Origin of the sequence: Parvimonas micra, assembly GCF_037482165.1 — a bacterium.
Lineage (GTDB): Bacteria > Bacillota > Clostridia > Tissierellales > Peptoniphilaceae > Parvimonas.
The window spans coordinates 73,990-97,145 of sequence record NZ_CP148048.1; the positions used below are offsets into that span (position 1 = coordinate 73,990).

At 27.8% G+C, this 23,156-nt stretch carries 36 protein-coding genes and 1 tRNA gene; 28 read left to right on the forward strand and 9 right to left on the reverse strand.

Annotation, left to right across the window (positions count from 1 at the left end; translation table 11 throughout):
• Positions 1-28: 28 nt before the first annotated feature.
• From WFJ11_RS00315 to pip, 9 genes are all read right to left on the reverse strand, one after another.
• Positions 29-105: transfer RNA gene (locus WFJ11_RS00315), tRNA-Pro, on the reverse strand.
• Positions 106-225: 120 nt separating this feature from the next.
• Positions 226-828 carry a YdcF family protein gene (locus WFJ11_RS00320; protein WP_323988536.1) on the reverse strand — a complete coding sequence of 201 codons (603 nt, stop codon included), beginning with the start codon at positions 826-828 and terminating at the stop codon, positions 226-228.
• A gap of 9 nt (positions 829-837) precedes the next feature.
• The gene (locus tag WFJ11_RS00325; protein ID WP_338817422.1) at positions 838-1,323 is read right to left on the reverse strand and encodes a GAF domain-containing protein; all 486 of its coding nucleotides are present in this window, start codon (positions 1,321-1,323) and stop codon (positions 838-840) included.
• Between the two features lie 27 nt (positions 1,324-1,350).
• A complete protein-coding gene (locus WFJ11_RS00330) occupies positions 1,351-1,722 on the reverse strand; it encodes a DUF6483 family protein (protein ID WP_009354355.1) in 372 nt (123 codons plus the stop codon).
• 8 nt (positions 1,723-1,730) lie between these two features.
• On the reverse strand, positions 1,731-2,006 hold the full coding sequence (locus WFJ11_RS00335; RefSeq protein ID WP_338817423.1) for a hypothetical protein: 276 nt from the start codon (positions 2,004-2,006) through the stop codon (positions 1,731-1,733).
• Positions 2,003-2,281 (reverse strand): hypothetical protein, encoded by a 279-nt coding sequence (locus WFJ11_RS00340; RefSeq protein ID WP_338817424.1) that lies wholly within the window; start codon positions 2,279-2,281, stop codon positions 2,003-2,005. The genes WFJ11_RS00335 and WFJ11_RS00340 overlap by 4 nt, the downstream gene beginning before the upstream one ends.
• Positions 2,282-2,321: 40 nt before the next feature.
• Positions 2,322-2,576 carry a hypothetical protein gene (locus WFJ11_RS00345; protein ID WP_338817425.1) on the reverse strand — a complete coding sequence of 85 codons (255 nt, stop codon included), beginning with the start codon at positions 2,574-2,576 and terminating at the stop codon, positions 2,322-2,324.
• 16 nt (positions 2,577-2,592) lie between these two features.
• Positions 2,593-2,883, reverse strand: coding sequence for a hypothetical protein (locus WFJ11_RS00350; protein WP_338817426.1), 291 nt, complete (start codon positions 2,881-2,883; stop codon positions 2,593-2,595).
• A gap of 25 nt (positions 2,884-2,908) precedes the next feature.
• Positions 2,909-3,850, reverse strand: a complete 942-nt coding sequence (gene pip, locus WFJ11_RS00355) for a prolyl aminopeptidase (protein WP_338817427.1) — start codon at positions 3,848-3,850, stop codon at positions 2,909-2,911.
• 119 nt (positions 3,851-3,969) lie between these two features.
• Here pip and WFJ11_RS00360 point away from each other — a divergent pair, with 119 nt between their 5' ends.
• The 28 genes from WFJ11_RS00360 (at position 3,970) to WFJ11_RS00495 (ending at position 23,079) form a co-directional block, all read left to right on the forward strand.
• A complete protein-coding gene (locus WFJ11_RS00360; protein ID WP_338817428.1) occupies positions 3,970-4,209 on the forward strand; it encodes a SemiSWEET transporter in 240 nt (79 codons plus the stop codon).
• 71 nt (positions 4,210-4,280) lie between these two features.
• Complete coding sequence (locus tag WFJ11_RS00365; RefSeq protein WP_324010486.1) at positions 4,281-4,469, forward strand: type II toxin-antitoxin system HicA family toxin; 189 nt, start codon at positions 4,281-4,283, stop codon at positions 4,467-4,469.
• Between the two features lie 31 nt (positions 4,470-4,500).
• Positions 4,501-4,884 carry a HicB family protein gene (locus WFJ11_RS00370; RefSeq protein ID WP_324000053.1) on the forward strand — a complete coding sequence of 128 codons (384 nt, stop codon included), beginning with the start codon at positions 4,501-4,503 and terminating at the stop codon, positions 4,882-4,884.
• Between the two features lie 164 nt (positions 4,885-5,048).
• The gene (locus WFJ11_RS00375) at positions 5,049-5,936 is read left to right on the forward strand and encodes a fructose bisphosphate aldolase (RefSeq protein WP_338817429.1); all 888 of its coding nucleotides are present in this window, start codon (positions 5,049-5,051) and stop codon (positions 5,934-5,936) included.
• Positions 5,937-6,080: 144 nt separating this feature from the next.
• The gene (locus tag WFJ11_RS00380) at positions 6,081-6,404 is read left to right on the forward strand and encodes a PadR family transcriptional regulator (protein ID WP_009354962.1); all 324 of its coding nucleotides are present in this window, start codon (positions 6,081-6,083) and stop codon (positions 6,402-6,404) included.
• Positions 6,397-6,948: a DUF2812 domain-containing protein gene (locus tag WFJ11_RS00385; RefSeq protein WP_323988530.1), complete on the forward strand. Its 552-nt coding sequence runs from the start codon at positions 6,397-6,399 to the stop codon at positions 6,946-6,948. Before WFJ11_RS00380 ends, WFJ11_RS00385 begins: the two co-directional genes overlap by 8 nt.
• A gap of 230 nt (positions 6,949-7,178) precedes the next feature.
• Positions 7,179-7,778 (forward strand): Type 1 glutamine amidotransferase-like domain-containing protein, encoded by a 600-nt coding sequence (locus WFJ11_RS00390; RefSeq protein WP_293440511.1) that lies wholly within the window; start codon positions 7,179-7,181, stop codon positions 7,776-7,778.
• Positions 7,779-7,916: 138 nt separating this feature from the next.
• Positions 7,917-8,444 carry a hypothetical protein gene (locus WFJ11_RS00395; protein WP_338817430.1) on the forward strand — a complete coding sequence of 176 codons (528 nt, stop codon included), beginning with the start codon at positions 7,917-7,919 and terminating at the stop codon, positions 8,442-8,444.
• 98 nt (positions 8,445-8,542) lie between these two features.
• Positions 8,543-8,764: an AbrB/MazE/SpoVT family DNA-binding domain-containing protein gene (locus tag WFJ11_RS00400; RefSeq protein ID WP_338817431.1), complete on the forward strand. Its 222-nt coding sequence runs from the start codon at positions 8,543-8,545 to the stop codon at positions 8,762-8,764.
• Complete coding sequence (locus WFJ11_RS00405) at positions 8,754-9,884, forward strand: alpha/beta hydrolase (RefSeq protein WP_338817432.1); 1,131 nt, start codon at positions 8,754-8,756, stop codon at positions 9,882-9,884. The genes WFJ11_RS00400 and WFJ11_RS00405 overlap by 11 nt, the downstream gene beginning before the upstream one ends.
• Before the next feature lie 32 nt (positions 9,885-9,916).
• On the forward strand, positions 9,917-10,474 hold the full coding sequence (locus WFJ11_RS00410) for an EFR1 family ferrodoxin (RefSeq protein WP_338817433.1): 558 nt from the start codon (positions 9,917-9,919) through the stop codon (positions 10,472-10,474).
• Positions 10,453-10,674 carry an EFR1 family ferrodoxin gene (locus WFJ11_RS00415; RefSeq protein WP_338817434.1) on the forward strand — a complete coding sequence of 74 codons (222 nt, stop codon included), beginning with the start codon at positions 10,453-10,455 and terminating at the stop codon, positions 10,672-10,674. Before WFJ11_RS00410 ends, WFJ11_RS00415 begins: the two co-directional genes overlap by 22 nt.
• A 54-nt stretch (positions 10,675-10,728) precedes the next feature.
• Entirely contained in the window at positions 10,729-11,172 is a 444-nt protein-coding gene (locus WFJ11_RS00420; RefSeq protein ID WP_338817435.1) for a GNAT family N-acetyltransferase, read from the forward strand.
• A 138-nt stretch (positions 11,173-11,310) separates the two neighbouring features.
• Positions 11,311-11,586: a hypothetical protein gene (locus WFJ11_RS00425; protein WP_338817436.1), complete on the forward strand. Its 276-nt coding sequence runs from the start codon at positions 11,311-11,313 to the stop codon at positions 11,584-11,586.
• A gap of 112 nt (positions 11,587-11,698) precedes the next feature.
• Positions 11,699-11,983, forward strand: coding sequence for a hypothetical protein (locus WFJ11_RS00430; RefSeq protein WP_313961328.1), 285 nt, complete (start codon positions 11,699-11,701; stop codon positions 11,981-11,983).
• A gap of 238 nt (positions 11,984-12,221) precedes the next feature.
• A complete protein-coding gene (locus WFJ11_RS00435; RefSeq protein WP_324000037.1) occupies positions 12,222-12,656 on the forward strand; it encodes a MarR family transcriptional regulator in 435 nt (144 codons plus the stop codon).
• A complete protein-coding gene (locus WFJ11_RS00440) occupies positions 12,646-13,884 on the forward strand; it encodes an acyl-CoA thioesterase/bile acid-CoA:amino acid N-acyltransferase family protein (RefSeq protein ID WP_338817437.1) in 1,239 nt (412 codons plus the stop codon). The genes WFJ11_RS00435 and WFJ11_RS00440 overlap by 11 nt, the downstream gene beginning before the upstream one ends.
• A gap of 139 nt (positions 13,885-14,023) precedes the next feature.
• Positions 14,024-14,434, forward strand: a complete 411-nt coding sequence (locus WFJ11_RS00445; RefSeq protein WP_338817438.1) for a DUF6608 family protein — start codon at positions 14,024-14,026, stop codon at positions 14,432-14,434.
• Between the two features lie 26 nt (positions 14,435-14,460).
• Positions 14,461-14,952 (forward strand): SF0329 family protein, encoded by a 492-nt coding sequence (locus WFJ11_RS00450; protein ID WP_338817439.1) that lies wholly within the window; start codon positions 14,461-14,463, stop codon positions 14,950-14,952.
• A gap of 29 nt (positions 14,953-14,981) precedes the next feature.
• Positions 14,982-15,368 carry a hypothetical protein gene (locus WFJ11_RS00455; protein ID WP_338817440.1) on the forward strand — a complete coding sequence of 129 codons (387 nt, stop codon included), beginning with the start codon at positions 14,982-14,984 and terminating at the stop codon, positions 15,366-15,368.
• Between the two features lie 25 nt (positions 15,369-15,393).
• Positions 15,394-16,032 (forward strand): DJ-1/PfpI family protein, encoded by a 639-nt coding sequence (locus WFJ11_RS00460; protein ID WP_338817441.1) that lies wholly within the window; start codon positions 15,394-15,396, stop codon positions 16,030-16,032.
• 584 nt (positions 16,033-16,616) lie between these two features.
• On the forward strand, positions 16,617-17,393 hold the full coding sequence (locus WFJ11_RS00465; RefSeq protein ID WP_338817442.1) for a leucine-rich repeat domain-containing protein: 777 nt from the start codon (positions 16,617-16,619) through the stop codon (positions 17,391-17,393).
• 10 nt (positions 17,394-17,403) lie between these two features.
• Positions 17,404-18,006 (forward strand): alpha/beta hydrolase, encoded by a 603-nt coding sequence (locus WFJ11_RS00470; RefSeq protein WP_338817443.1) that lies wholly within the window; start codon positions 17,404-17,406, stop codon positions 18,004-18,006.
• Positions 18,007-18,467: 461 nt separating this feature from the next.
• Positions 18,468-19,061 (forward strand): TetR/AcrR family transcriptional regulator, encoded by a 594-nt coding sequence (locus WFJ11_RS00475; RefSeq protein ID WP_004832653.1) that lies wholly within the window; start codon positions 18,468-18,470, stop codon positions 19,059-19,061.
• A 4-nt stretch (positions 19,062-19,065) separates the two neighbouring features.
• On the forward strand, positions 19,066-20,403 hold the full coding sequence (locus WFJ11_RS00480) for an MATE family efflux transporter (protein WP_338817444.1): 1,338 nt from the start codon (positions 19,066-19,068) through the stop codon (positions 20,401-20,403).
• A 391-nt stretch (positions 20,404-20,794) separates the two neighbouring features.
• The gene (locus WFJ11_RS00485; protein WP_269720679.1) at positions 20,795-21,052 is read left to right on the forward strand and encodes a SemiSWEET family transporter; all 258 of its coding nucleotides are present in this window, start codon (positions 20,795-20,797) and stop codon (positions 21,050-21,052) included.
• A 16-nt stretch (positions 21,053-21,068) separates the two neighbouring features.
• Positions 21,069-21,701: a DUF421 domain-containing protein gene (locus tag WFJ11_RS00490; RefSeq protein WP_338817445.1), complete on the forward strand. Its 633-nt coding sequence runs from the start codon at positions 21,069-21,071 to the stop codon at positions 21,699-21,701.
• Between the two features lie 190 nt (positions 21,702-21,891).
• On the forward strand, positions 21,892-23,079 hold the full coding sequence (locus WFJ11_RS00495) for an ATP-binding protein (protein WP_338817446.1): 1,188 nt from the start codon (positions 21,892-21,894) through the stop codon (positions 23,077-23,079).
• The last annotated feature ends 77 nt before the right edge of the window (positions 23,080-23,156 follow it).

Sequence of the window (23,156 nt, forward strand, 5' to 3'; positions counted from 1 at the left end):
AATTCCTATGAGTAAAACCCATAGGAATTGGTCGGGGTGAGAAGATTCGAACTCCCGGCCCCATGGTCCCAAACCACGTGCGCTACCAAACTGCGCTACACCCCGATACGATTACCTAAATATTATATAACTTTTATTATACTTTGTCAACACTTTTTTTGAAAATTTTTGTGTTAAGAAGTCATTTTTAGAGTGTTATTATACTATATAGGTTAAATCGTAAATTTAATTATTCTTTTGATGTAAATTTTTTATATCTTCTGCTGTAGGTTTATCAAATAGAAAAGTCTTTACAACTGCTAAAGTCTCTCTAACATTTGAAGCTATAACTGCCCCAAATGGAGTCTTTGCTGGAACAGTCCTTGCTAAAATTCCAAATCTATAAAGAATAAGTTTTGCCCTAAATAAATGATAGTCTGAAGAGATTACCATTATTTCTGATGGCTTTTTATCTAGCTTTTCTAATGCAAATTTTACATTTTCAAAAGTATTCTTGCTTTTTGTTTCAACGATAAGTCTTTCTTTATTAATTCCTTTTTCTACTAAATATTTTTGCATAAATTCTGCTTCAGAAAGTTCATTATTTTTTTCTTTTCCTCCACATAAAACAGCTTTTGCAGTCTTATGTTTATTTAAATATTCTACAGTAGTATCTAGTCTATTAATCAATGTTTTTGAAAGTTTTCCATTATTTGCCTCAGCTCCAAGCACTAAGACATAATTTTCATAAGTATCTATTTCATTCTTTTTAGAATGATAGATTAAAGATTGAATTAAGACGACTAAACACAAGCATAAGAATAGAAAAAATTTAAAAAGTTTTTTCATATTTACCTCCTATATGTGAGTTTCTAGCTGTTTGACAAATGCCTCTAGATAAGTTTGTTCTTCCTTTGAAAATCTATTAAAAATAGGGGAGTCTATATCCAAAACTCCAAAAAGTTTTTCGTTTTTAAAAATAGGAATAACAATCTCTGAATTACTTTTTCCATCGCAGGCAATGTGTCCTTCAAAATTATGAACATTTTCAACATTCAAAGTCTTTTTAAGACTTGCACTTGTTCCACAAACCCCTTCTCCGTTTTGTATTCTAACACAGGCAGGAAGCCCCTGAAAAGGTCCAAGAACTAGAGTGTTTGTCTTTTCATCTAAAAGATAAAATCCGACCCAATTAATTTTTTCTAAAAAGAAATTTAATAGGGCAGAAGCGTTTGATAAATTAGCTATTGTATTTTCTTCGCTATTGCATAATTCATACAAATCTTTTATTAAATAAGAGTATTGTTCTCCCAAGCTACCTTCGTATTTAATTTGATTAAACATTAATACCTCCATGTTGTCAAAATATTTCTAAATCAAGTCTGATAAATTATTCATATTAAATTCTTTTAATAAGTCTTTTATTCCTGTTTTTATCTCATCTCTTTCAAAATCATGTTCATTTAAAAATTTAGAATCTTTTTCGTTGAGATATGAGTAAAAAAGGAGACCTATTAACAAACTATCTTGAGTTTTATATTTCAACATTTTAAATAAAGAATCTTCAGCTTCATTTATATTTCCATTGTCGATTTTTGATTTTAAATTTTTTAAAATTTCCTTGCTTTCTTCTAATTTTAATAGTTTTTCAGGCGAAGAACTTTTGTCGATTTTAAAGACAAATTCTAAAATCATACTTATCCATTCTTCAATTTTTCTCATTATATAATCATTTTTTAACATATTTTCTCCTAATCAATTACTTCAAGATATGATAGGTAAAAGTATGCAGTTGAGCATATTAACCCCAAGTTTAAAAATATCCATAAACCTGTAGTTTTTGCATATCTTGAAAAATAAGCGCCTATTGCTCCAACTATCTGTGGGAAAAAGAATCCTAAGTATCCAATATAATTTGGTAGGTGAATTCCTTGTTCTGTTTTGAAGGATTTTACATATAGTAATAGAACTGATTCTACTACGGCGCCAATTAAAAAAAGTATTGTTGATAAATTTTCTTTTTTCATATTAAAACTCCATAAACCAATATAAAATACATTATATGTTCAAGATTAAATGTAATCAAGAAAAGAATTAAACTTATTATAGAGTAAATTTTATTAGAGTTACTCGTAAAATACATTGATAATCCAAGTAAAATTAAAGTTATAGGTTGTAAAGCCAATAAAATTTTTACATTTAAGTTTGAAAAGTGAACTGTAACACCCCAGAAAGCTGTGATGCAAAATGAAATCAAAGATAGTGTAAAAACTATTTTTGGTAAATTTTTATTTGATACCATATTGACCTCCTTATTTATATTAATAAGTAAGTTTTTTCTCCTAGCCGACTACTTCAATGAATGCTGCATAAAAGTAAAGAGCGGAAAGCATTAAACCTATATTTAAGAATAACCACAATATTTGTATTTTTGCATGTCTTGAATAAAAAGCACCAATTGCTCCCATTACTTGTGGGAAAATCAGTCCAAAATATTTAAGATAATTAGAAAGTTGAATTCCTTGTCCAGTTTTAAAGGATTTTACATATAGTAACAAAATTATTTCTACCACAGTACCAAATAAATAAATTATCATAGATAGATTTTCTTTTTCATATCTTACCTCCTAAGACCAATAAAAAAGTCATTATGTGTTTAATATTAAATGTAATTAAGAAAAGAATCACATTTATTATAGAGTAAATTTTACTTAATTTTCTTGTAAAATACATTGAAAATGCAAGTAAAATAAGAGTTGTCATAGATAATACAAGAAAATATATACCATCTAAATTATCTACTAAGTCTGTAAAATAATTTACAGAAAATAATAGTATTGTGATACAAAATGAAATCAAAGATAGTGTAAAAACTATTTTTGGTAAAGTGTTTTTTGTTTCCATAGCTACCTCCTTTATTTAGAGAAATCTAAAAAAGTTTTTTAAATTCCTCTTGTGCTAAAATAAGCTCATGAGTCATTGCAGGATCAAAAGAAGTATGACCTGAGATAGGGAAAATCAATTTTGAATTATTTAGTTTTTCATGCAATAAATAAGCTCCAATAGGTCTGCAATCTACATCATATCTACCATGAACTATTATTGTAGGAATATCCTTTATTTTTTCAACATTATTTAAAATGTAATTTTCTTCAAAGAAGCAATGATTTACAAAGTAGTGGCATTCCATAATCGCCATTGAAATATCTTCATCAGTGATTTCTTCTGAAATAACTCTCGGTTCAAGAGCAACTACTGAATTTTCAAACGCACTAAAAGACTTTCCGTATTTTTTCTTTGTTTCATAGTCATCTGAAGTTAAGTATTTGTAATAACTTTGAACATAATCTTTTCTCTCTTCTTCGTTAAAAGGAGATTTAAAGATTTCAAAGGTCTCAGGGAAAAACATTCCTGCTCCACCTTGATACAACCACTTAATATCTTCATCTCTTCCCAAGAAAATGCCTCTAAGAATTAAACCTACAACACTTTGTGGATAATTTTCTGCATAGTATAAGGAAAGAGTAGTTCCCCAAGAACCACCATAAACAAGCCATTTATCTATCTTTAAATGTTCTCTTATCTTTTCCATATCCTTTGCAAGATTTTGTGTATTATTATCTTTTAATTCCAAAAATGGTTTACTTTTACCACAACCTCTTTGATCAATTGTTACTATTCTATAAAAAGATGGATCTAAAAATCTTTTAGATTTGTCGCCACAACCACAACCTGGCCCGCCGTGAACAAATACAACTGGGGCTCCATTTGGATTTCCTGATTGTTCGTAATAAACTTCGTGAACATCATCAACTTTTAGATGTCCTTTGTCGAATGATTCAAATTCGGGAAAAAGTGTTTTATATTCCATATTAACCTCCAAAATAATATATCTATTTAGTCTATACTATATTAAATAAGTTCATTTGTCAAGTTGTATTTTATAGTCAAAATATGGTAAAATCATTAAATGAGATATTAGGAGGTTTTATGATAGGAATAGTAGCTGCTTGCCTTACAACATTTGCGTTTGCACCGCAAGTTATAAAGGTAATAAAAGATAAAAATACACAATCTCTTTCACTAATTATGTGTCTTATGCAAACAACTGGAATTTTTCTTTGGTTGATCCATGGTTTGATTATAAAAGACTTTGCACTTATTTTTGCCAACAGCATTTCATTTGTTTTAGTTTTAATTATACTTTTACATAAAATTAAATATAAATAGATTTATATACAAAAACTTGACTTACGTAATAACACGTGTTACAATATATTACGTAAGGAGGTAGAGTGCACATGCCACTTACTGGGAAAGAAATGCTTAAGCTCCTAAAGAAAAATGGTTGGAAAGAATTAAGGCAAGAGGGCTCGCATCATATTTTAGAAAAAGATGGTGCAATAATTGTAGTGCCAGTTCATGGGAACCAAGATTTAGGAAAAGGTCTTGAGCAGAGAATCTTAAAAGATACAGGACTAAAGAAATAGTCCTGTATTTGAAAATTTAAGGAGTGATTTTATGTTTGTAGTTTATCCATTTGTATTTAAAAAAGAAAGTCCACAAGGTTATTTTATTGAGAGTGTAGATATAAAAGAAGCTTATACAGGAATAAATATCGATGATATTTCTTTTGGTATTTCAATGGCAGAAGAAGTATTAGGACTTGTTTTATCTGAATATGTAGAAAGAGGAATTGAGCTACCAAAAGCCACTCCAATAAAAAATGTAAAGACAAAGAATGATGAATTTGTTACTTTAATAAAGATAGATTTAGAAAAATTTCTAAAAGATACATCTTTAGTTAAAAAGACTTTATCAATACCTAAATGGGCGAATGATAAAGGAACAAGGTTGGGTATAAATTTTTCAAAAGTTCTAACTGAGAGTATATTAAAAATGTAAATAAATTATTAAAAGGCAATTATCAAGATGATAGTTGCTTTTTTATACCAATTAAGTAAAAAAATATTAAAAAATAAATAATTTATGAGTTTGTTAAATTACTTTAAATATGATAAAATATAGCTAGAGTAAAATTTACTTAATAATTTTTAAGGAGCGAAGATATGGATTTACAAAAATTTAACAGAATCAAAAACGATGAAGGTTTTATAGCAGCTTTGGATCAAAGTGGTGGAAGTACACCAAAAGCACTTAGATTATATGGTGTAAATGAAGATGCTTATTCAAATGAAGCTGAAATGTTCGATTTAATTCACGAAATGCGTACAAGAATTGTTACTTCAAAGGCTTTTACTAAAGAACGTATATTAGGGGCGATTTTATTTGAAATGACAATGGAAAGAAAAGTTAACGGTAAATTCACTCCGGATTATTTATGGAATGAAAAAGGCATTGTTTCATTTTTAAAAGTTGATAAGGGCTTAGCAGAAGAAAAAAATGGTGTTCAACTTATGAAAGAAATTCCAAATTTAGCTGAAATTGTAAAAAAAGGTGTTGAATATGGAGTTTTCGGAACAAAAATGCGTTCAGTAATTAAAAAAGCAAATGAAGAAGCTATCAAAAAAGTAGTTGATCAACAATTCGACTTTGCAAAACAAATTATCGCAGGTGGACTTGTTCCAATTGTTGAACCTGAAGTTGATATAAATTCAGCAGAAAAGGAAAAATGCGAAGAAATTTTAAAAAGAGAAATTTTAAAAGAACTTGATAAATTAGAAGAAGGACAAGAAGTAATGTTAAAACTTACTTTACCAACTATTCCTAACTTCTACAAAGAATTAGTTGATCATAAGAGAGTTGTAAGAGTTGTTGCTCTTTCAGGTGGATATTCAAGAGAAGAATCAAATGAACTTCTTGCTAAAAACCACGGAGTTATAGCAAGTTTCTCAAGAGCTTTAACAGAAGGACTTAATGTAAATCAAACTGGGGAAGAATTTGACAAAATGTTAGACAGCTCAATTCAAAGCATATTTGAAGCATCAAGAAAATAGTTTTTAATACAGCCGAGGAATCGGCTGTTTTTTTGTGGGGAGATTTAAGAAAGATCAAAAAAATGTTGACACATATATCGAGGTGTGATATACTATATATACATCGAGATACGATACACAATAGTTTGATATAAGGAGTTAAATATGGATTTAAAATTAAAGAAAATATATGCGCCTATGTCGGAAACTGCTTTTTATATTCTGTTTAGTTTACAAGTTCCTAATCATGGATATGGTATAGGTCAGGAAGTCAAAAAAATGACTCAAAATGAAATAACTATCAGTCCGGGAACAATGTATGGAACTTTGTCGAAAATGGAAAAAGACGGACTTATAAGTTTTGTTAGAGAAGAAGAAAAAAGAAAAATATATTTAATAACTGAAATAGGTAGAGAAATATTAAATTTGGAATTGGAAAGAATAAAAAGATTGTATAAAAATAGCATTGGAGATGAATATTATGGCTAGAAGAAAAACAAAAATAAGGTTTTTTACAGTTAGTGACTATGTAGATGAAGAAAAATGGTTAGAGAATAATCATAAAAGCGGCTGGAAGTTAGTTAATTTTATACCACCTTGTTTTTTTGTCTTTGAAGAATGTAATTCTGAGGAAGTAATTTATAAGTTAGACTATGAAAATAAAAAAGCTTCAGGAGATTATATACAAATGTATAAGGACTATGGTTGGGAATATTTATGTTCAGGTTTAGGATGGAATTATTTTAGAAAAGTAAATACAAATAGTATTACAGAATCAGAAAAAGAAATATTTTCAGACTCTCAATCTAAGTTAAATATGATTAATCATATTTATAAGACTAGGATGTTTCCATTATTTATTATATTTTTAGTTACTCTTATTCCTCAATTTTCGAAATTCGTCAAAGATACACATAGAAGTATAGATATATATTTCGGAGGAATTTTTATGGTTTTCTTCTTTGTATATTTATATATTTTTATTCACTGTGGATTTAAGTTAAGAAAGTTGAAAAAAGAATTAGAAAGATAAAAATTAAAAATACATTGTACGAATGGTGCTGAAGACCATTGCATAATTGATTATTGTTGTAATAAATTATAATTCTTATATTAATAAACTAATATTAAAATAGGACTGTGAATCTGATTTCACAGTCCTTTTTATTGTGGAATTAATTGAAATATTAGCTTATATAATGTAAAATATAAAGTGTAAACTATAATTATAATCTTGTATTAAAATTTTAGGAGGGTATAAGTATGAATTTATTTTTATGTTCACATTTTTCTCAAGTTGGGAATTTAATTAAAGAAGAAATTGAAAATAAAAAAGTAGTTTTTATTCCAACAGCTTCAATAAATGAGGGTTATACTGGTTATGTAGGGTCAGCAAGAAAACTATTTAAAAAAATGGGAGCAAATCTAACAGAAATTGATATTTCAAAGGAAGATTTTAAAACAATAGAAGCTGTATTTGAAGAAACGGATATTATCTATTTTACAGGTGGTAATTCATTTTTCCTTATTGACCAATTGCGTAAAACAGGAGTTGATAAATTATTAAAAAAAGAACTAAAAAAAGGTAAACTTATGATTGGAGAATCAGCTGGTTCTGTTATATGTGCACCAAGTATATCTTATATTGAAATAATGGATGAAAAACCAGAAGATTATTCACAAATTGATGATAATGGACTTAATTTAATTGATTTCTATGTTTTACCTCATTATCTTACTTCACCATTCAAGAAAATTACTGCTACTATTTTAAAGAAATTTTCAGATTTGAAGATATGTCCTATTAATAATCATCAAGCTATTATGGTTAATGGTAAAGAATCAAAAATAATTGAAAAGTAATCAAATATAAGTTAAATTACTAAACAGCAAGTCAAATTGACTTGCTGTTTTTTATAAAATAAAATTGAAATATTGCTAAATATAATGTAAAATATAGATTAACAAATGTTTTATATTATATAAGGAAGAGAATTTAAAATGAGAAAAATAAATTTTAGATATAATAAAAATACTCCGATTATGTTATATATTATGCTTATAATTGGAATAGCAGTAGGTTTTTTTCTTTATTATGAGTTCCTTATTTATTCTGGAATTGTAAGTACAAATGAGTTACAGTATTTTAAAGAACATCCCAACCATGCTATTTATTTGATTTTCTTATTAATTCCAGTTACCATGTTTTTATCTACTTGGATTGTCTTTAAATTTTGGAGTAGAGAAGATGAAGAAGCAGAGCTTGAATTATACGATGATTATGCAATTTTAAAAATGAGAAATGAAAAAATTAAAATCCAAGAAGGAGAATTGGAGATTAAATTTCCACAACCACAGGCAATTTTATATACGACATATATATTAAAATTACCTAACCAGAAAATTGTCTTTGTAGGCTCTTTAAAAGAAAAGAAAAAATCAAAGCTATCTTTAAACATTGCAATAAAAGAGCTATCTGCTTATAAAAGGAGAAAATATTTAAAGAAGATAAATTTATTTAAACAGTAGAAATTAAAAAGCTACTGTTTTTTTATTGTGATTTGCTTTTTTAATTTCAATGTAGTATAATAAGTATGAAAAAACATACTTATTATACGGAGGTAATTATGAAAAGTAAAAAAGATGGAAAATTACATGCTTGGACTGCAAAGGTAGGATCTAAGGGTCAGATTGTTATTCCAAAAGAGGCAAGAAAAATTTTCTCCATAGAAACTGGAGATAATTTATTAATTCTTGGAGATGAAAGAAGAGGGTTAGCCATTATGAATGGAGATGTGGCAACAAAAGTTTTGATGAATATTCAAGGAGATTTAAGCGATGAAGATTAAGATATTAAAATTTATAGTGATAATACTTTTAGTTGTAATTGTTTCTGTTGCAATCTATGCAATTTATAATCTAAATTATGACTATTCTGGTGAAAAGTTCAGGAAAAACAAGGCTTCAAGTTTAGGCTTGGAAGAAAAACAATTTAATCTAAAAAATGGGAATGTAATAAATTATGTTGAAGGTCCAAATAATGGTCCGGCTATTTTATTATTACATGGACAAATGGTAGATTGGAAAGATTATCGTACTGTATTTCCTGAATTAGTAAAAAAGTATCATGTATTTGCACTTGATTATTATGGACATGGAAAGTCAAGTAAAAATCCTGATTTATATAATATTGAAAGCATAGGGTCCGATATTGCATCATTTATTCAAGAAAAAATTGGAGAAAAAACAATTATTTCGGGGCATTCTTCAGGTGCCTTAATTACTGCATATATCGGTGCTAAATTTCCACAAAATGTAAAAGCGATTATTTTGGAAGACGGACCATTTTTTGCAACAGAAAAAGGACGTGCTGGAAATACATTTTCTTATAAAAATTTCGAAAATATTCACAATTATTTAACTGAAAAACCTAATACTACTTATTTTGAACATGATCTAAAAAATGATCCGATGCGAAAACTGTTTAATAAAAATGGAGAAGATAATTGGGATAAAATTGTAGCTAAACCTGCAATGAAAAGATTTCAAAAGGATAAGACTAAAATACCGGTTATTTGGTATTATCCACCAAAGTTAGGAATTAATACCTTACTGCAATTAACTGCGAATTTACAAGATAAAACGGGCGATTATGACTTAAGATTTGGGGATACATTCTATGATTTCAGTTTCTTTAAGGGAATTAAACAAGAAGAATTATTGAAAGAAATTAAGGTTCCGACTTGTATTTTTCATGTAAAGGCACCAAAAAATACAGCTCCTTCATATTATAGTGAAGATGGAATTTTGCTTTCTGCAATGGATGAAAAAGATGCAAAGCGTGTTAATGAATTGATTAAAGGTAGTACTTTAATTGAGGGATTCGATTCTATGCACGACATTCACAGGGATCAGCCAAAAGCATATTTGGAAAAAGTAGAAGAATTTTTAGATGATATAGAAAAGTAAAATTGGTAGATTAGAATTCATTGGAGGAATATATGATAGGCATTTATTTAAGTGGAACAGGAAACACGAAACATTGTGTTGAAAAACTTGTAAATTTGATAGATGATAAGTCAAAATGTGTTCCTTTAGAATTTCCACTGATTATAGATTTATTAAAAGAAGAGGATGTAATTTTTTTAGGCTACCCAACTCAATTTTCCAATGCTCCATTTATGGTACGAGATTTTATTAAGAAAAATAGTTCTCTTTGGAAAGGTAAAAAAGTTTTTTGTATAAATACAATGGGACTTTTCAGTGGAGATGGAGCGGGATGTACTGCAAGAATTTTAAAAAAATATGGAGCAGAAAGTCTGGGAGGCATACAGATAAAAATGCCTGACTCCGTTTGCGACAGTAAGCTTTTGAAAAAATCTATTGAAGAAAATAGGCAAATAGTAAAAAATGCAGATAAGCGATTAGAAGAAGTTGCAGAACAGATTAAAAATGGAAAATATCCAAGAGAAGGACTATCTTTCATATCACATTTGAAGGGACTTTTTGGTCAAAGATTATGGTTTTATCGAAAACTATGGGATATACTGATAAATTAAAAATAAACGATGATTGTAATGGTTGTGGTTTATGTAGTAGGGTTTGTCCGATGAAAAATATCCGCATAAAAGATAAAAAGGCAGTTCCTGAAAACAAATGCACAATGTGTTATAGATGTATAAGTCTATGTCCACAAAAGGCAATTACTTTGCTTGGAGATAAGGTAATTGAACAGTCTAGGTTTGAAAAATATGTATAATAATGTGATGATGAATATAAAATATGAAATAAGTTGAGATTGTAGGATAAAATTATGAAGATATTGGAAATTAGAAAAAACAAAAAGCAGTATATGGAGCTTCTGCTTCTTGCTGATGAACAAGAAGATATGATTGACAAATATATTGATAGAGGAATAATGTTTATTTTAGAGGATAATGGTGTTAAATCTGAATGTGTAGTTACTGATGAGGGAAATGGAGTTCTTGAAATAAAAAATATTGCTACAAACCCTAACTTTCAAAGAATGGGTTACGGAAAAATTCTAATTGATTTTGTTGTTATTAAATATAAAAATCAATTTTCTACATTACAAGTTGGTACGGGAGATAGTCCTAAAACTATTGATTTTTATTTGAAATGTGGATTTTCTCGCTCGCATATTGTCAAAAATTTTTTTACGGATAATTATAATCAACCAATATATGAAGACGGTATCCAATTGGTAGATATGATTTATTTGCGTAGAGATTTATAAATTTGGTTTTGTTCAAGCTAAAATACAGCAGTTTAACAGTAAGTCAATATGATTTACTGTTTTTTTATATTTGAATTATCAATAAATATGATGTAAAATATAAATTAGCAAATAAAAGTGGAATTTAAGGAGGCAAATATGTGGTTAATAATTGGTATTGGAGCGATAATTTTTGCAGTATTGAATATTGTATTTTCATTTAATAATAAAAATTCAAAATGGTTAGGGTTTATAAGTTTATCACTAACAGCATTGACTGTATGTGCATTTTATTCTGAAGCTTCAAGCTATGTCCTTAAAGAAGATTGGAGTGCACTTATGGATGTTATTCCAACTGTTAGTAAGATATTATGGTTTTGCGTTTTTATGTCAATTTTAGTAAATGCGATTCCACTTTTTAGAGATAAGAAATAGAAAAATGATTTAAACAGTAAGTCAATATGATTTACTGTTTTTTTATATTTGAAATATCAATAAATATGATGTAAAATATAAAATAATAAGAAAATATTTTTAGGAGGCAGATATGTGGTTAATAATTGCAATTGCAGGAATTAATTTTGCCTTAATAGGTCGTGTTAAGGAATTTCGAGATGAAAATTTCATAGTTTTTAAAAGGATAAGTTTGTTGATAACTGCATTATGTTCTATTAATTTTATATATTCCGCTATAATTTATAATTCCTATTTTTCCAATACTAGTTGGAGAATGTTTTTAGAGACAATGCCTGGAGATTCTAAAAATGTATTAATTTGCATTGGCCTTTCTATTTATGTAAATTTTGTTCCGATTTCTATTTTTAGAAAATAGTCAAAATATAATAAAATAAATTTGAATTTATAGAGGATCTCTTTGTATAAATTTTGAGAATCCTCTTTTTTTATAATATAATCTAAAGTAGGAAAGTAATATAATAGGTAAAAATCATAAAATATTTGGATGATTAGAAAAAATAGCATGAAAATAAGAATATAATATTAATATGTAGTTGACATTTTTGGATAATTATGTTATTTTGTTAAGTAGGTTAACAAAAGGAGATGATAAAATGAATTATGAAAAATTTTTATATGATTTTCAAAATTTCATAAGGTTATATCATAGTTTAGAATACAAACAACATAAAATTTTTGACTTAAATTTATCAGAAGTACATTTATTAAAAATGGCTGAACATAATCCTAATTATACACTTGTTGAATATGCTGAAAAATTAAATATAAGCCGAAGCGCAATTTCGCAAGTAGTTAATATATTGGAAAAAAAAGAATGTGTCAAAAAAAATAAGATTAATAAGAAAAGTATTGTGCTTGAGCTAACCACAAAGGGACAAATAGTATGTGCTAAACACGATGAAGAGCATAAAAAAATTGAAAAAAATTTGAAGATAATTTTTAGTAAATATGATGATTATTTTTTTGAACAATTAAGTGAGTTAATGTCTGATATTGTAATTGTTTGGGAGGGATATGATGAGCTGTAAAATAATAATCGAAGATAGTAATAAAATTATGGATTCAAAGATTAATATATGTATTCAAGGACTAAAAAGATTTGAAGAAGTTAAAATTATTTTAGAAACAAGTTGTTTTTACAATATCAATGCTCCTATGAGTTGGTCAGAAAATACGCTTTGGAGGGCTGAGGCTGTTTTTCTCAGTGATTCAAATGGTACTGTATCTCTTAAAAATTCACCGTCTAAAGGTGGAGATTATATAGGTTTTAGAAATATGGGGTTATTTGAATCTCTCAAAGCTGTATCAATTACTAATAAAAAACGTATTAGAGACTTAAAAAAATTACCTTTAAATGATGTTGTTACTTATCAAATTTCAATTATGTCGGATGAAAAATTACTTGCTAAAACAACCTTTAATAGATTTTATAAAGATTTTAATATAGATTATTATGATATAATCAGAAAAAATTGGCAAGGAAGAATGTTTTATAAAAATGATAATAACAAAAAGCCAGCTATTATAGTATTATCAGGTAGTGATGGAGGAATTGAAAAAGCACAAAACATTGCGATGTTATTAGCTAATCATGGCTTTACAACATTAGCTATAAGTTATTTTGGGATGAATAACCAAAATTCAAATTTAGATAGAATACCACTTGAAAATATTGATGAGGCATTAAAGTATCTACAAAAGCTATCTTTTGTTGATTCTTCCAAAATTGGAATTTATGGTAGGTCAAAGGGTGCTGAGTATGGATTAATGTTTCTATCTAAATACAATGCTATTAGATGTGCAGTTTTAAATTCTCCAAGTGACAGGGTTTATGAAGGATTAAAAGGAAAAAGAAATTCTAAGCATTCTTCTTGGACATATGGTGGTGAAGAAATAGAATATAAACCATTTAAGATAAAGGATTTTATTATGAATATGTTAATAAAAAAATCAAGTACTGATAATTCTGGAGTTATAGATATAAAAAGCATCACTTGCCCTCTTCTATTAATTACATCTACAAAAGATGAAATATGGGATTCTTATAGAGCTTCAATCAACATTATGAAAAATATAAGATCTAGCGAAAAGAATATTGTATTAACTACAGCGTTAGGACATATGAATACAATTCCATATCTTCCAAATCTCCGCTATAAAAAGAATAAAACAGATGATATATATTATGAAACGGTTATATCATGGGAAAATACAATATCTTGGTTTGTTAAATATTTAAAAAAAGAAAAAGTATAGTTTTAATATAAAATTTATGATATAAACTATATATTATACAATTGATATAATTTTACTAGTAAAAGGAGAAAACTGCATCATGGTTGTTAAAGTTCTTTAATTCTTATGAAAATAAATTTAAATTTATGGAGGTAGAATTATGAAATATATATGGAATAATTGGTTAAAACAGGCTACTTTTCTTTACTCGGTGCTATATACCATTGCGACTATTTTTAATAGTGTGCTGTATCTTTTGAATGGAAAGTATGAAGACCCAAATGGAAATTGGCATGAAATTGATAGAGCGATTATTGTATTTATAATAGTTCTTGCATATATATTGATTAAAAATTTGAAACTTAAAAATTATTGGCTAAAGGCTATCATAATCTACATTCCAACTCTTTTATTAGTGTTTGGATATATTTGGCTAACTGGACTTAGAGAGCCTTTGGCAAAATCTGCTTATAGAGATATCTTTATAAATTACACAATAGGATATCTTGGGGCTTCGCTAATTGGTTGGGGAAAAACTTTTTTCAAGCCAAAGAATACAGAAAATAAATAAAATTCATTTAAAAGGGGGATATAATATTGGCTAGTTGGAGCGGTATAAGGAAAAAACTTGAAAAAGAATATCTTGCTGAAAGCCTACAAGGGCATATTCAATATTTTGCTACAACTTATAGCAAAAGTCCAGATCATGAGGGACGAACAGCAATAAGATATGACGGAAAAGAAATCATCAAAGGTTGTTTTTGGAATAACTGGTTTAAAGCCGATTTATTTCCTAAAGATGAAAAATACGAAGAAAGAATGAAAAAAGAAAATGCATTTATGGACGATACAGCTTTAAAATTGGGAGTATTTGACCAACGTTGTTTTTATAAAGCCTTTGCAGAATTTGACAATCAAAGCATAGAAATAAGCCTAAAAAGTGAAAATTTACTAGTAAGAATTTTTGCGATTTTAGATAGACGAGTTGGAAAAAGAAAGTTGATTCAAATGAAAGAAACAATAGAAAATGAGCCGGATACATTTCAGGAGTTCTATGCAATTCGTATGAATGCTGAAGGACTTATTTAAGTTTAAATAAATTTGGAGGAGAAGAGATTATGTTATTATTGGGCGTAAAAAAAGAAAATGATTGGCTTTTAGCTGAATATAATTTGACATATAAAGTTGGCTGGGAGAATATTTGTAAAGCAGTTAGTTTAGCATACGAATATTATGATAATGTAGAAATTCTAGTTGATAATAATAAGGTGAATATCAATTCAAAAGAAGAAATTTTACAATTGGATGAAGCAAGAACAATGACTATTAGAGGAGTTTCAAAGATTATTCAAGTTCCATTAATGATAACATTCTTTAATCAATTACAAACTGTAAGAGTTTCCGTTGCCTGTGCAACAGATGAGTTCAAATATGCAGACTATAAGAAATTCAATATGTCATTAGGGCAATACATGGATAGCATAGAATTGGCTATGTATAGGTAAAAAGAAAAAAATGGAGGTATAGGAAATGAAAAAAAGAATTGCATTATTGGTTTATCCTGATTTTAGTTTGCAAGAAGTTGCAAATCTAATGTATGTATTTCGTTGGTATTTTGATACTTTTACCGATGTAATATATACAGAATTAAGCCCCGTTAGGAGTGAAGAAGGAATTTTGATAAATCCGGTAAAAACTTGTTCTGAGTTTTGTAAAGATGATTATGATTGCCTGATTCTTTCAGGATGTAGCGACTTAAGACAACCAATACGAAATAAAAAAATCAAAGAATTTTTAGAAAGCTTTGTAAATGATGATAGTTTTGTTATTGGTGCAATTTGCTCCAGTCCGATATTTTTAGCACAAGCAGGTTTGTTGAAAGGTAAAAAATATACGGATTCTTTATTTGTTGAAATGAGAGAATCATTTGCTTTCGTTGAAGAAAAAAATTTTTTACCACAGTCGGTAGTTGAAGATGGAAATATTATAACAGCTGTTGGAAATGCATTTAACGAATTTGCAGTACATGTTGCAAAAAAACTTGGTTATGATTGTCCGGATAAAATATTAAGTGGTTATACTGACTCAAATGACGTTAATGACTATATACATCATCTTCCTGAAGATGAAATATTAGAATTTAAAGAAGAATTTAAAGAATTCTTTTAAACAGTAAGTCGTAAGATTTACTGTTTTTTGCTGTATAGAGTTTGAATTTTATTTATTAAAAAGTAATTACAAGGCGATAGAAATATCATCTTTTTCTATAATAAAATATGAGATTTCCAGAGTAATTGTATCTAAAGATACAATTACCCCGTCAGACCTACTTTTGTTTACAAGTAAACAAAGTTAGGGCTAGATTCGCTCCATTCGTTTCACTCATTTCGGTCGAGATGACGTGTTAGAGGCGTTGTTTTGCTTGATATCGTCGCGTGAATTATATTATTTTTTATGCAATTTTTAAATTCATTTTTAATAATATTTGAAGTTTATTTACTTTTAACGTTAAGCCCATAATCAAAGTTTATTCCTTATACGTCATCTTGAGCGAAACGTAGTGTAGTCGAAAGATCTCATACTTTTGCTTTAGCAAAAGTAAATGTATCGAAGATACTTAAAATATCTAAATCTCATAAGCTCACAAGCATATCAACTTAAATTGAATGAAATATATACTTATGATATAATCATAATAAAGTATTAGCAATGAAAATTTAGATATAATCTTCTTAAATAGAAGGGAGTAAAAAATGGTTTTAAATGAAAAACAATTAATATACGGTTATGATTATTACTTCAAAAATGAAAATAGACCTAGAAGTATTGTAGAGGTTTCTGAATATAATGGAGAAAGTGCAATTATAATAAATTGTACTCAATTGGATGATAGTTCTAATTCAAAGTACAAAACTGCAAAGTCAAGAAAAAATGTTGTAAATGAATGGTGTGATTTTTTAATTAAAAATCCAACGGCTTTTACAGAACTTACATTTTGTACAAGAATGCCACAAGAGTTGTTTAATGCGGTTTGTTCACAACAAAATCTTAAAAAATTATATATTAAGTGGGGAGTTTATCCTGATATTTCTAAGATTTCAAATCTTGTAAATCTTGAATATTTGCATTTAGGCTCAGGTTCAAGTGTGGGAAGTATTGAACCAATTTCGAAATTAGAAAATTTAGTAACTTTAACAGTTGAAAATTTTCAAAAAATTGACGATTATAGTCCACTTACAAAACTTAAAAAATTGGAAAGTCTTACAATTGAGGGGGATTGCTTTGCTCCGAAAAATATTCATATAGATTCTATTGATTTTTTGAAAGATATGAAGCAATTAAGATTTTTTAGATTTTTTACAAGTATTGTAAAAAGTAAGGATTACACTCCACTTTTAAGTCTTGAAAATATAGAACATTTATCTATTAAGCCGTTTAAAGAAGTTAATAAATTATATGATGAGATAATTAAATTACCTAAATTAAAATATGGAACAATTGTATTTAATCCCGAATTTTATAAAAAATAGAGGTGTTATAATGAAAAATGCAGTTATATACATACATGGGAAAGGCGGAAATTCTGTTGAAGCAGAACATTATAAAAAATTTTTTAGTGATGAATATAAAATTATTGGCTTTGATTACAAATCTGAATTTCCTTGGGATGCCAAGGTAGAATTTTCAAAGTTTTTTGATTCCATAGTCTCTGAATATGATGATATTTACTTAATAGCAAATAGTTTGGGAGCTTATTATTCTATGCTTGCATTATCGGATAAAAAAATTAAAAAAGCTATGTTTATTTCTCCAATTGTAGATATGGAAAAACTAATTTTAAATATGATGAAAATGTCTAATGTTTCAGAGGAAGAGTTATATAAAGAAAAAGAAATTGCAACATCCTTTAGTGAAACTTTGTCTTGGGAATATCTTACTTATGTTAGGAATAATCCAATAGAATGGAATGTACCAACAGATATTCTCTATGCAGAAAATGACCTTCTAACTTCTTTGGATACTATGACGAATTTTGCAAATAAAACTAATTCTAGTCTTACTATTATGAAAAATGGAGAGCATTATTTTCACACTGAAGAACAAATGAATTTTTTGGATAATTGGTTTAGTGAATTTATATAGTATTAGCTTAAGTTTGGTCGAATTTGAGAGGATTAAGTCAGAAGTTGTGTATAATAAATTTACAAAAATGCTACTAAGATATTAATTAGTAGGTTTTTGTTTTAAAATAATATAAAGTAAATGCTGAATATATTGAATAGAATATGTTATTATGATATGGTTTAATAAAATTTAAACAAAATTAATGTTATGTTAATACGAAATTATAAATTTAAAGATATGAATGTTTTGAAAATGAAGAGAGATAGAATTTTAGAAAAACTAAGAAATTCTTAAATAGAAAAATTTAAAAATTGGACGAGAAGACTATTTATCGGAAGTAGATAAGTAGTCTTTTTTATGTGAACAAAAAGTTATTATTTATTTGTTTATTATGATTTTTGTAGTATTAAGGTATTGACAATTAAGTTAGTTAGTGTTAATCTATTGTTACCGAGAGTTATGTCGGTAAGGAGGGCAAAATGACTAGAGAACGACTAACATCAAGAGAAAGAAAATTGAAAATACAAAATATTGCATTAGATGTTTTTACAAGAAAAGGATATAAAAACACAAGTATGTATGATTTAGTACAAGCTACTGGACTGTCTACAGGAGGTTTGTATCACTACTATAAAAGTACAACTGAAATTCTATACGATTTGATGTTAAGAGGTTGTAAATATCGAGAAGACATTATTGAAAAAAAGATATGTGAAATTTCTAAGCCTTTAAGTGTAGAGTTATTAGCTGAAATTACTGTTGATAGGGCACTTTCTACTAATATATTTATTCCAATATATGTTATGTTTTTGCAGTCAATGAAGGAAGATGAAGACTTACAGGAACTTTATAAAAAATTACAGGACAGTTATATCAAAAATTTTAAACGAATGCTAGATGAATATGACTATGGAGAAATTTGTGAAGAATCTTTGAAATTACTCAATGATTTACTTAATACTATTATCTTGAGTTGTGAGACATTGGGAATTAGGGAACATTTAGTTTCACAACGTCAAGTTCTTGAGAAAATGATAATTGATGTTTTAATGATAAATAGAGAAGAGGTGTAATTAGATGAATAAAGATAGTAAAGAGCTCTTAACAGCTAAACCGTTACAAATATTAATTAAACTTTCATTACCGGCAATATTAGGGATGATTGTTATCGGCTTATATCCGCTAATGGATGGGATTTTTGCCGGCCAGATACTTGGAGAGAAAGCTATGACCGCTGTAGGAATTGCCACTCCGTTCACATATATCAATACGGGTATCGCAACTTTAATTGGGGTAGGTTCAGCGTCACTATTATCCAGAGCCATTGGAGAAGGAAATCAAAAAATAATAGATAAAGTTATGGGAAATCTTTGTTTTTGGATTCTAACATTGTCAACAATTGTTACTGTTTTAGGGATCATATTTTGCCAACAATTACTTAGTGTATTTGGTGCAAAAGGAGAACTTTTAAATCTTTCTACTCGTTATTTACGAATTATTTTTATAGGGTCTATTTTTGTAAATTTCGCGCAGGCAGCAAATATGGTTATGCGTGGCGAGGGGTTGATGAAACGAGCAATGCTTATTATGGGAATTGGTGCAGGTATAAATATATTGTTGGATCCGATTCTTATGATACTATTTAGAGAGCGTGGTATTGAAGGTGCTGCTGTCGCTACGATAACAGCACAATTTGTTCAGGCAATTTTTACTCTTTGGTATTTTAAGAAAAAAAGTAAAGTTGTAAAAATTGAGATGATTAGAAAAGAAGGGGATATAACCGGAGATATGTTTTCCGTAGGTGTTTCTGCTATGCTTATGCAGGTGTTAACTATTATTCAGCAGAGTTTTCTTTATAGTCAAGCTTTTCGTTATGGTGGAGAAACATCCGCAGCAATTATGGCGGCTATCTTAAGAATACAGGCTTTTTCATTCATTCCTCTTTGGGGAATGAGCCAAGGATTACAACCTGCTATTGGTGCCAATTTTGGAGCAGAGCAGTATGATAGGGTCAAAAAAATATTCAATGTTTTCGCTATCAGTTCTATTATATTAGCTGCTTGTTTTTGGCTACCTTCAGAAATTTTTGCTAAACCAATTCTTGGATTATTTGGATTATCCGATGAAACACTATTTTTAGCTATTCCGAATTTCCGCATAATGTACAGTATTTTCATTGCTTATGGGGTAATGATTATGACTATAACATTTTTTCAAGCGATTGGAGATGGTAAAACAGCCGGTATTTTAGTTATGTTAAGACAGATAATTTTGTTTATTCCAGCTGTAATTTTATTACCTCGTATGATTGGAGCACAGAGTCTTTGGTACGTTTTGCCAATAATTGATGGAGTCGTTGTGTTACTGGGAATTCAGAGATATTTTATGGCAGTAAAAAAAATGGAGAAAAAATAGATTATATAGAAAAACGGTAAATTGTGAATGATTTACTGTTTTTTATTGTGAAACAACAAGGTTCCCGGGAACCCACCCGATGCGAAGCATCGTGGAAGGGTGGGGTTCTTATTGATGAAAATAAAAGATAATATATTATGTAATTGAAAAAATTAGTCGAAAAATTGAAAAATCCAAAAAAAAAGATAAAAAACTAATTCGAGTATTACTATTATGAAAAATGGAGAGCATTATTTTCGTACTTAAGAACAAATGAATTTCTTGGATAATTGGTTTAGTGAATTTATAAAAAGTGAGTAAAATAATTTCACTAAAATAGATATTTTAAGCTGAAAATATGATATAATTATATATGCTATTAAAACATTGAATATAGAAAGAGGAAAATTTTATGAATCAAAAAATACTTAAAATCTTAGGTTGGGTAGCAACTTGTACCGCAATGCTTATGTATATATCCTATTTTCCACAAATTATTAATAACTTACACGGAAATAAAAGTGGTTTTTTACAACCTATGGTTGCAGCAATTAACTGTACTTTGTGGGTTAGCTACGGATTTTTCCAAAAGAAAAAAGATTGGCCGATTATTGTTGCAAATATACCGGGTGTAATTTTTGGAACAATCGCTGCTTTAACAGCTTTATAAAAATTTAGGGGGAATAATGAATCCATTTCTTTTAGTAGCTATAAAATTATTAATCGGATTTTTAGCTTTAATAACTATAATAAACATTTCAGGAAAAGGAAACTTAGCACCGAATTCGGCAAGTGATCAAGTTCAAAATTATGTACTTGGAGGAATAATTGGTGGTGTAATTTATAATAATAGTATTAAGATACTTGACTTCATCGGTATTCTATGCATTTGGTGTGCTCTTGTATTAGGCTTAAAATGGCTTAAACAACATGTTGTAAAAGTAAAACAAGTTATAGATGGAAAAGCATTGATAATTATTGATGAAGGTAAAATTAATATAGAAAATTGTAGAAAAGTAGGCCTATCTGCTCATGATGTATCTTTTAAACTTAGAACGAATAATGTTTATTCAATAAAAGATGTTAAAAGAGCCATTGTTGAACAAAATGGTCAACTTATAATTATTCATTATGGAGAAGAAAATCCAAAGTTCCCACTGATAACAGACGGACATTTACAAACTGATATTTTAGAAACAATAGGAAAAGACGAATATTGGTTAATTGAAGAAATTAAAAAACAAGGATTAGAAAAATATAGCGATGTATTTTTAGGAGAATATGTAGATGGAAAGTTAATTCTAGCTCCTTATAATTAATAGTTACAGAAGTAAAACAGATAGCAGAAAAGCTATCTTTTTTGTTTGTAAATTTATGAAATAATTAGTTATATTGAATTAAATAAACTACTATGGTATACTATCGATGAATTAAGATATAGAAAATATTGATAATAATTCAAAAAAATTATATTTAAATAAAAAACAGTATTTATGAATGGAGAAAATTATGAGCAAAGAGTTTTTACAAGAAATTTTAGAAGAAAAAATTGGAGAATCTGATGTTTTGGAATTTAAAGATTATTATTTTGAAAATGGAAAATTAAGCGAATTAAATCAGAAAAATTTAAATGATTTATTTAAAGAAATATGTTCGTTTGCGAATTATAATGGTGGGAAAATAATTCTAGGATTAAAAGAAGATGAAAAACATAATCCTTCTAAGTTTTCTGATGTGGGAGTTAATAAAGATAGATTTGAAACTTGGGAGCAATCTTTTAGAAATAAGATTTTGGTTAATACAATCCCTGCTCTTTATGGACTAAAATTAGAACATATTTCTATTGACGAAAATACAAATTGTATCATAATTGAAGTACCAAGAAGTGAATTGAGACCTCATGCATTTAATACAGGAAGCAATCACGAATTTTATATTAGAAATGGTAATACTTGTGCTAAAATGAAATATAACGATTTAAAAAATAGTTTCAATGAATTTGCTTTTAAACAAGAACGAATAAAAAGGTTTATAGATGAAAGAATAGTTTTTATTCTTAATGGAAATTTAGAGGAAAGTTTAACTACTAACAGCTCTTTAGTATTGCATCTAATACCTGAGTGGTCATTAGATGAGTCTAATTTTCTAAACTTGAGTTCTTTACAATACAAAAAAAGTTTTACGGTTTTTAGTCCTCCGGATATTTTAGGAACTACTTTATATAATTCAGATGGTTTAATAAGGGTTTATGGGAATAATATTAGAAATATTCAGTCTTATACTCAATTATTCTCTAACTCTTGTATTGAATCAGTAGAAATTAGATTATTAAATGACTATAATGATGGAACTATTTATAAGTGGAATGTATTAGAAAAATTTTTGGTAGAGAAAATACATGCATTTTTAATTGATTTAGAAAAAATCGATATTTTTGGAGGAATATATATTACTGTTACATTACTAAATGTAAGAGATAAACAGGTATTATGTAACGAGTGGTGTGATAAATCAGAAAAGATATCTCATAACATTGTAAAAACTCCAATATTGAAATGGACGACTGAACAAGACTTCCCAGAATTTCTATATCCAATTCTAACTTCTCTAGCTTATACTTGTGGATTAAATCATTCATCTTATTATGATAAAGATGGGAACCCAATTAAAGAAAAGTTTGATTTTCTTCAAAATTAAATAATTTTTACAATTTTTTATATTACAATTCAAATTATTAAATGGAGATATTATTATGAATGAAATAACACAAAAAT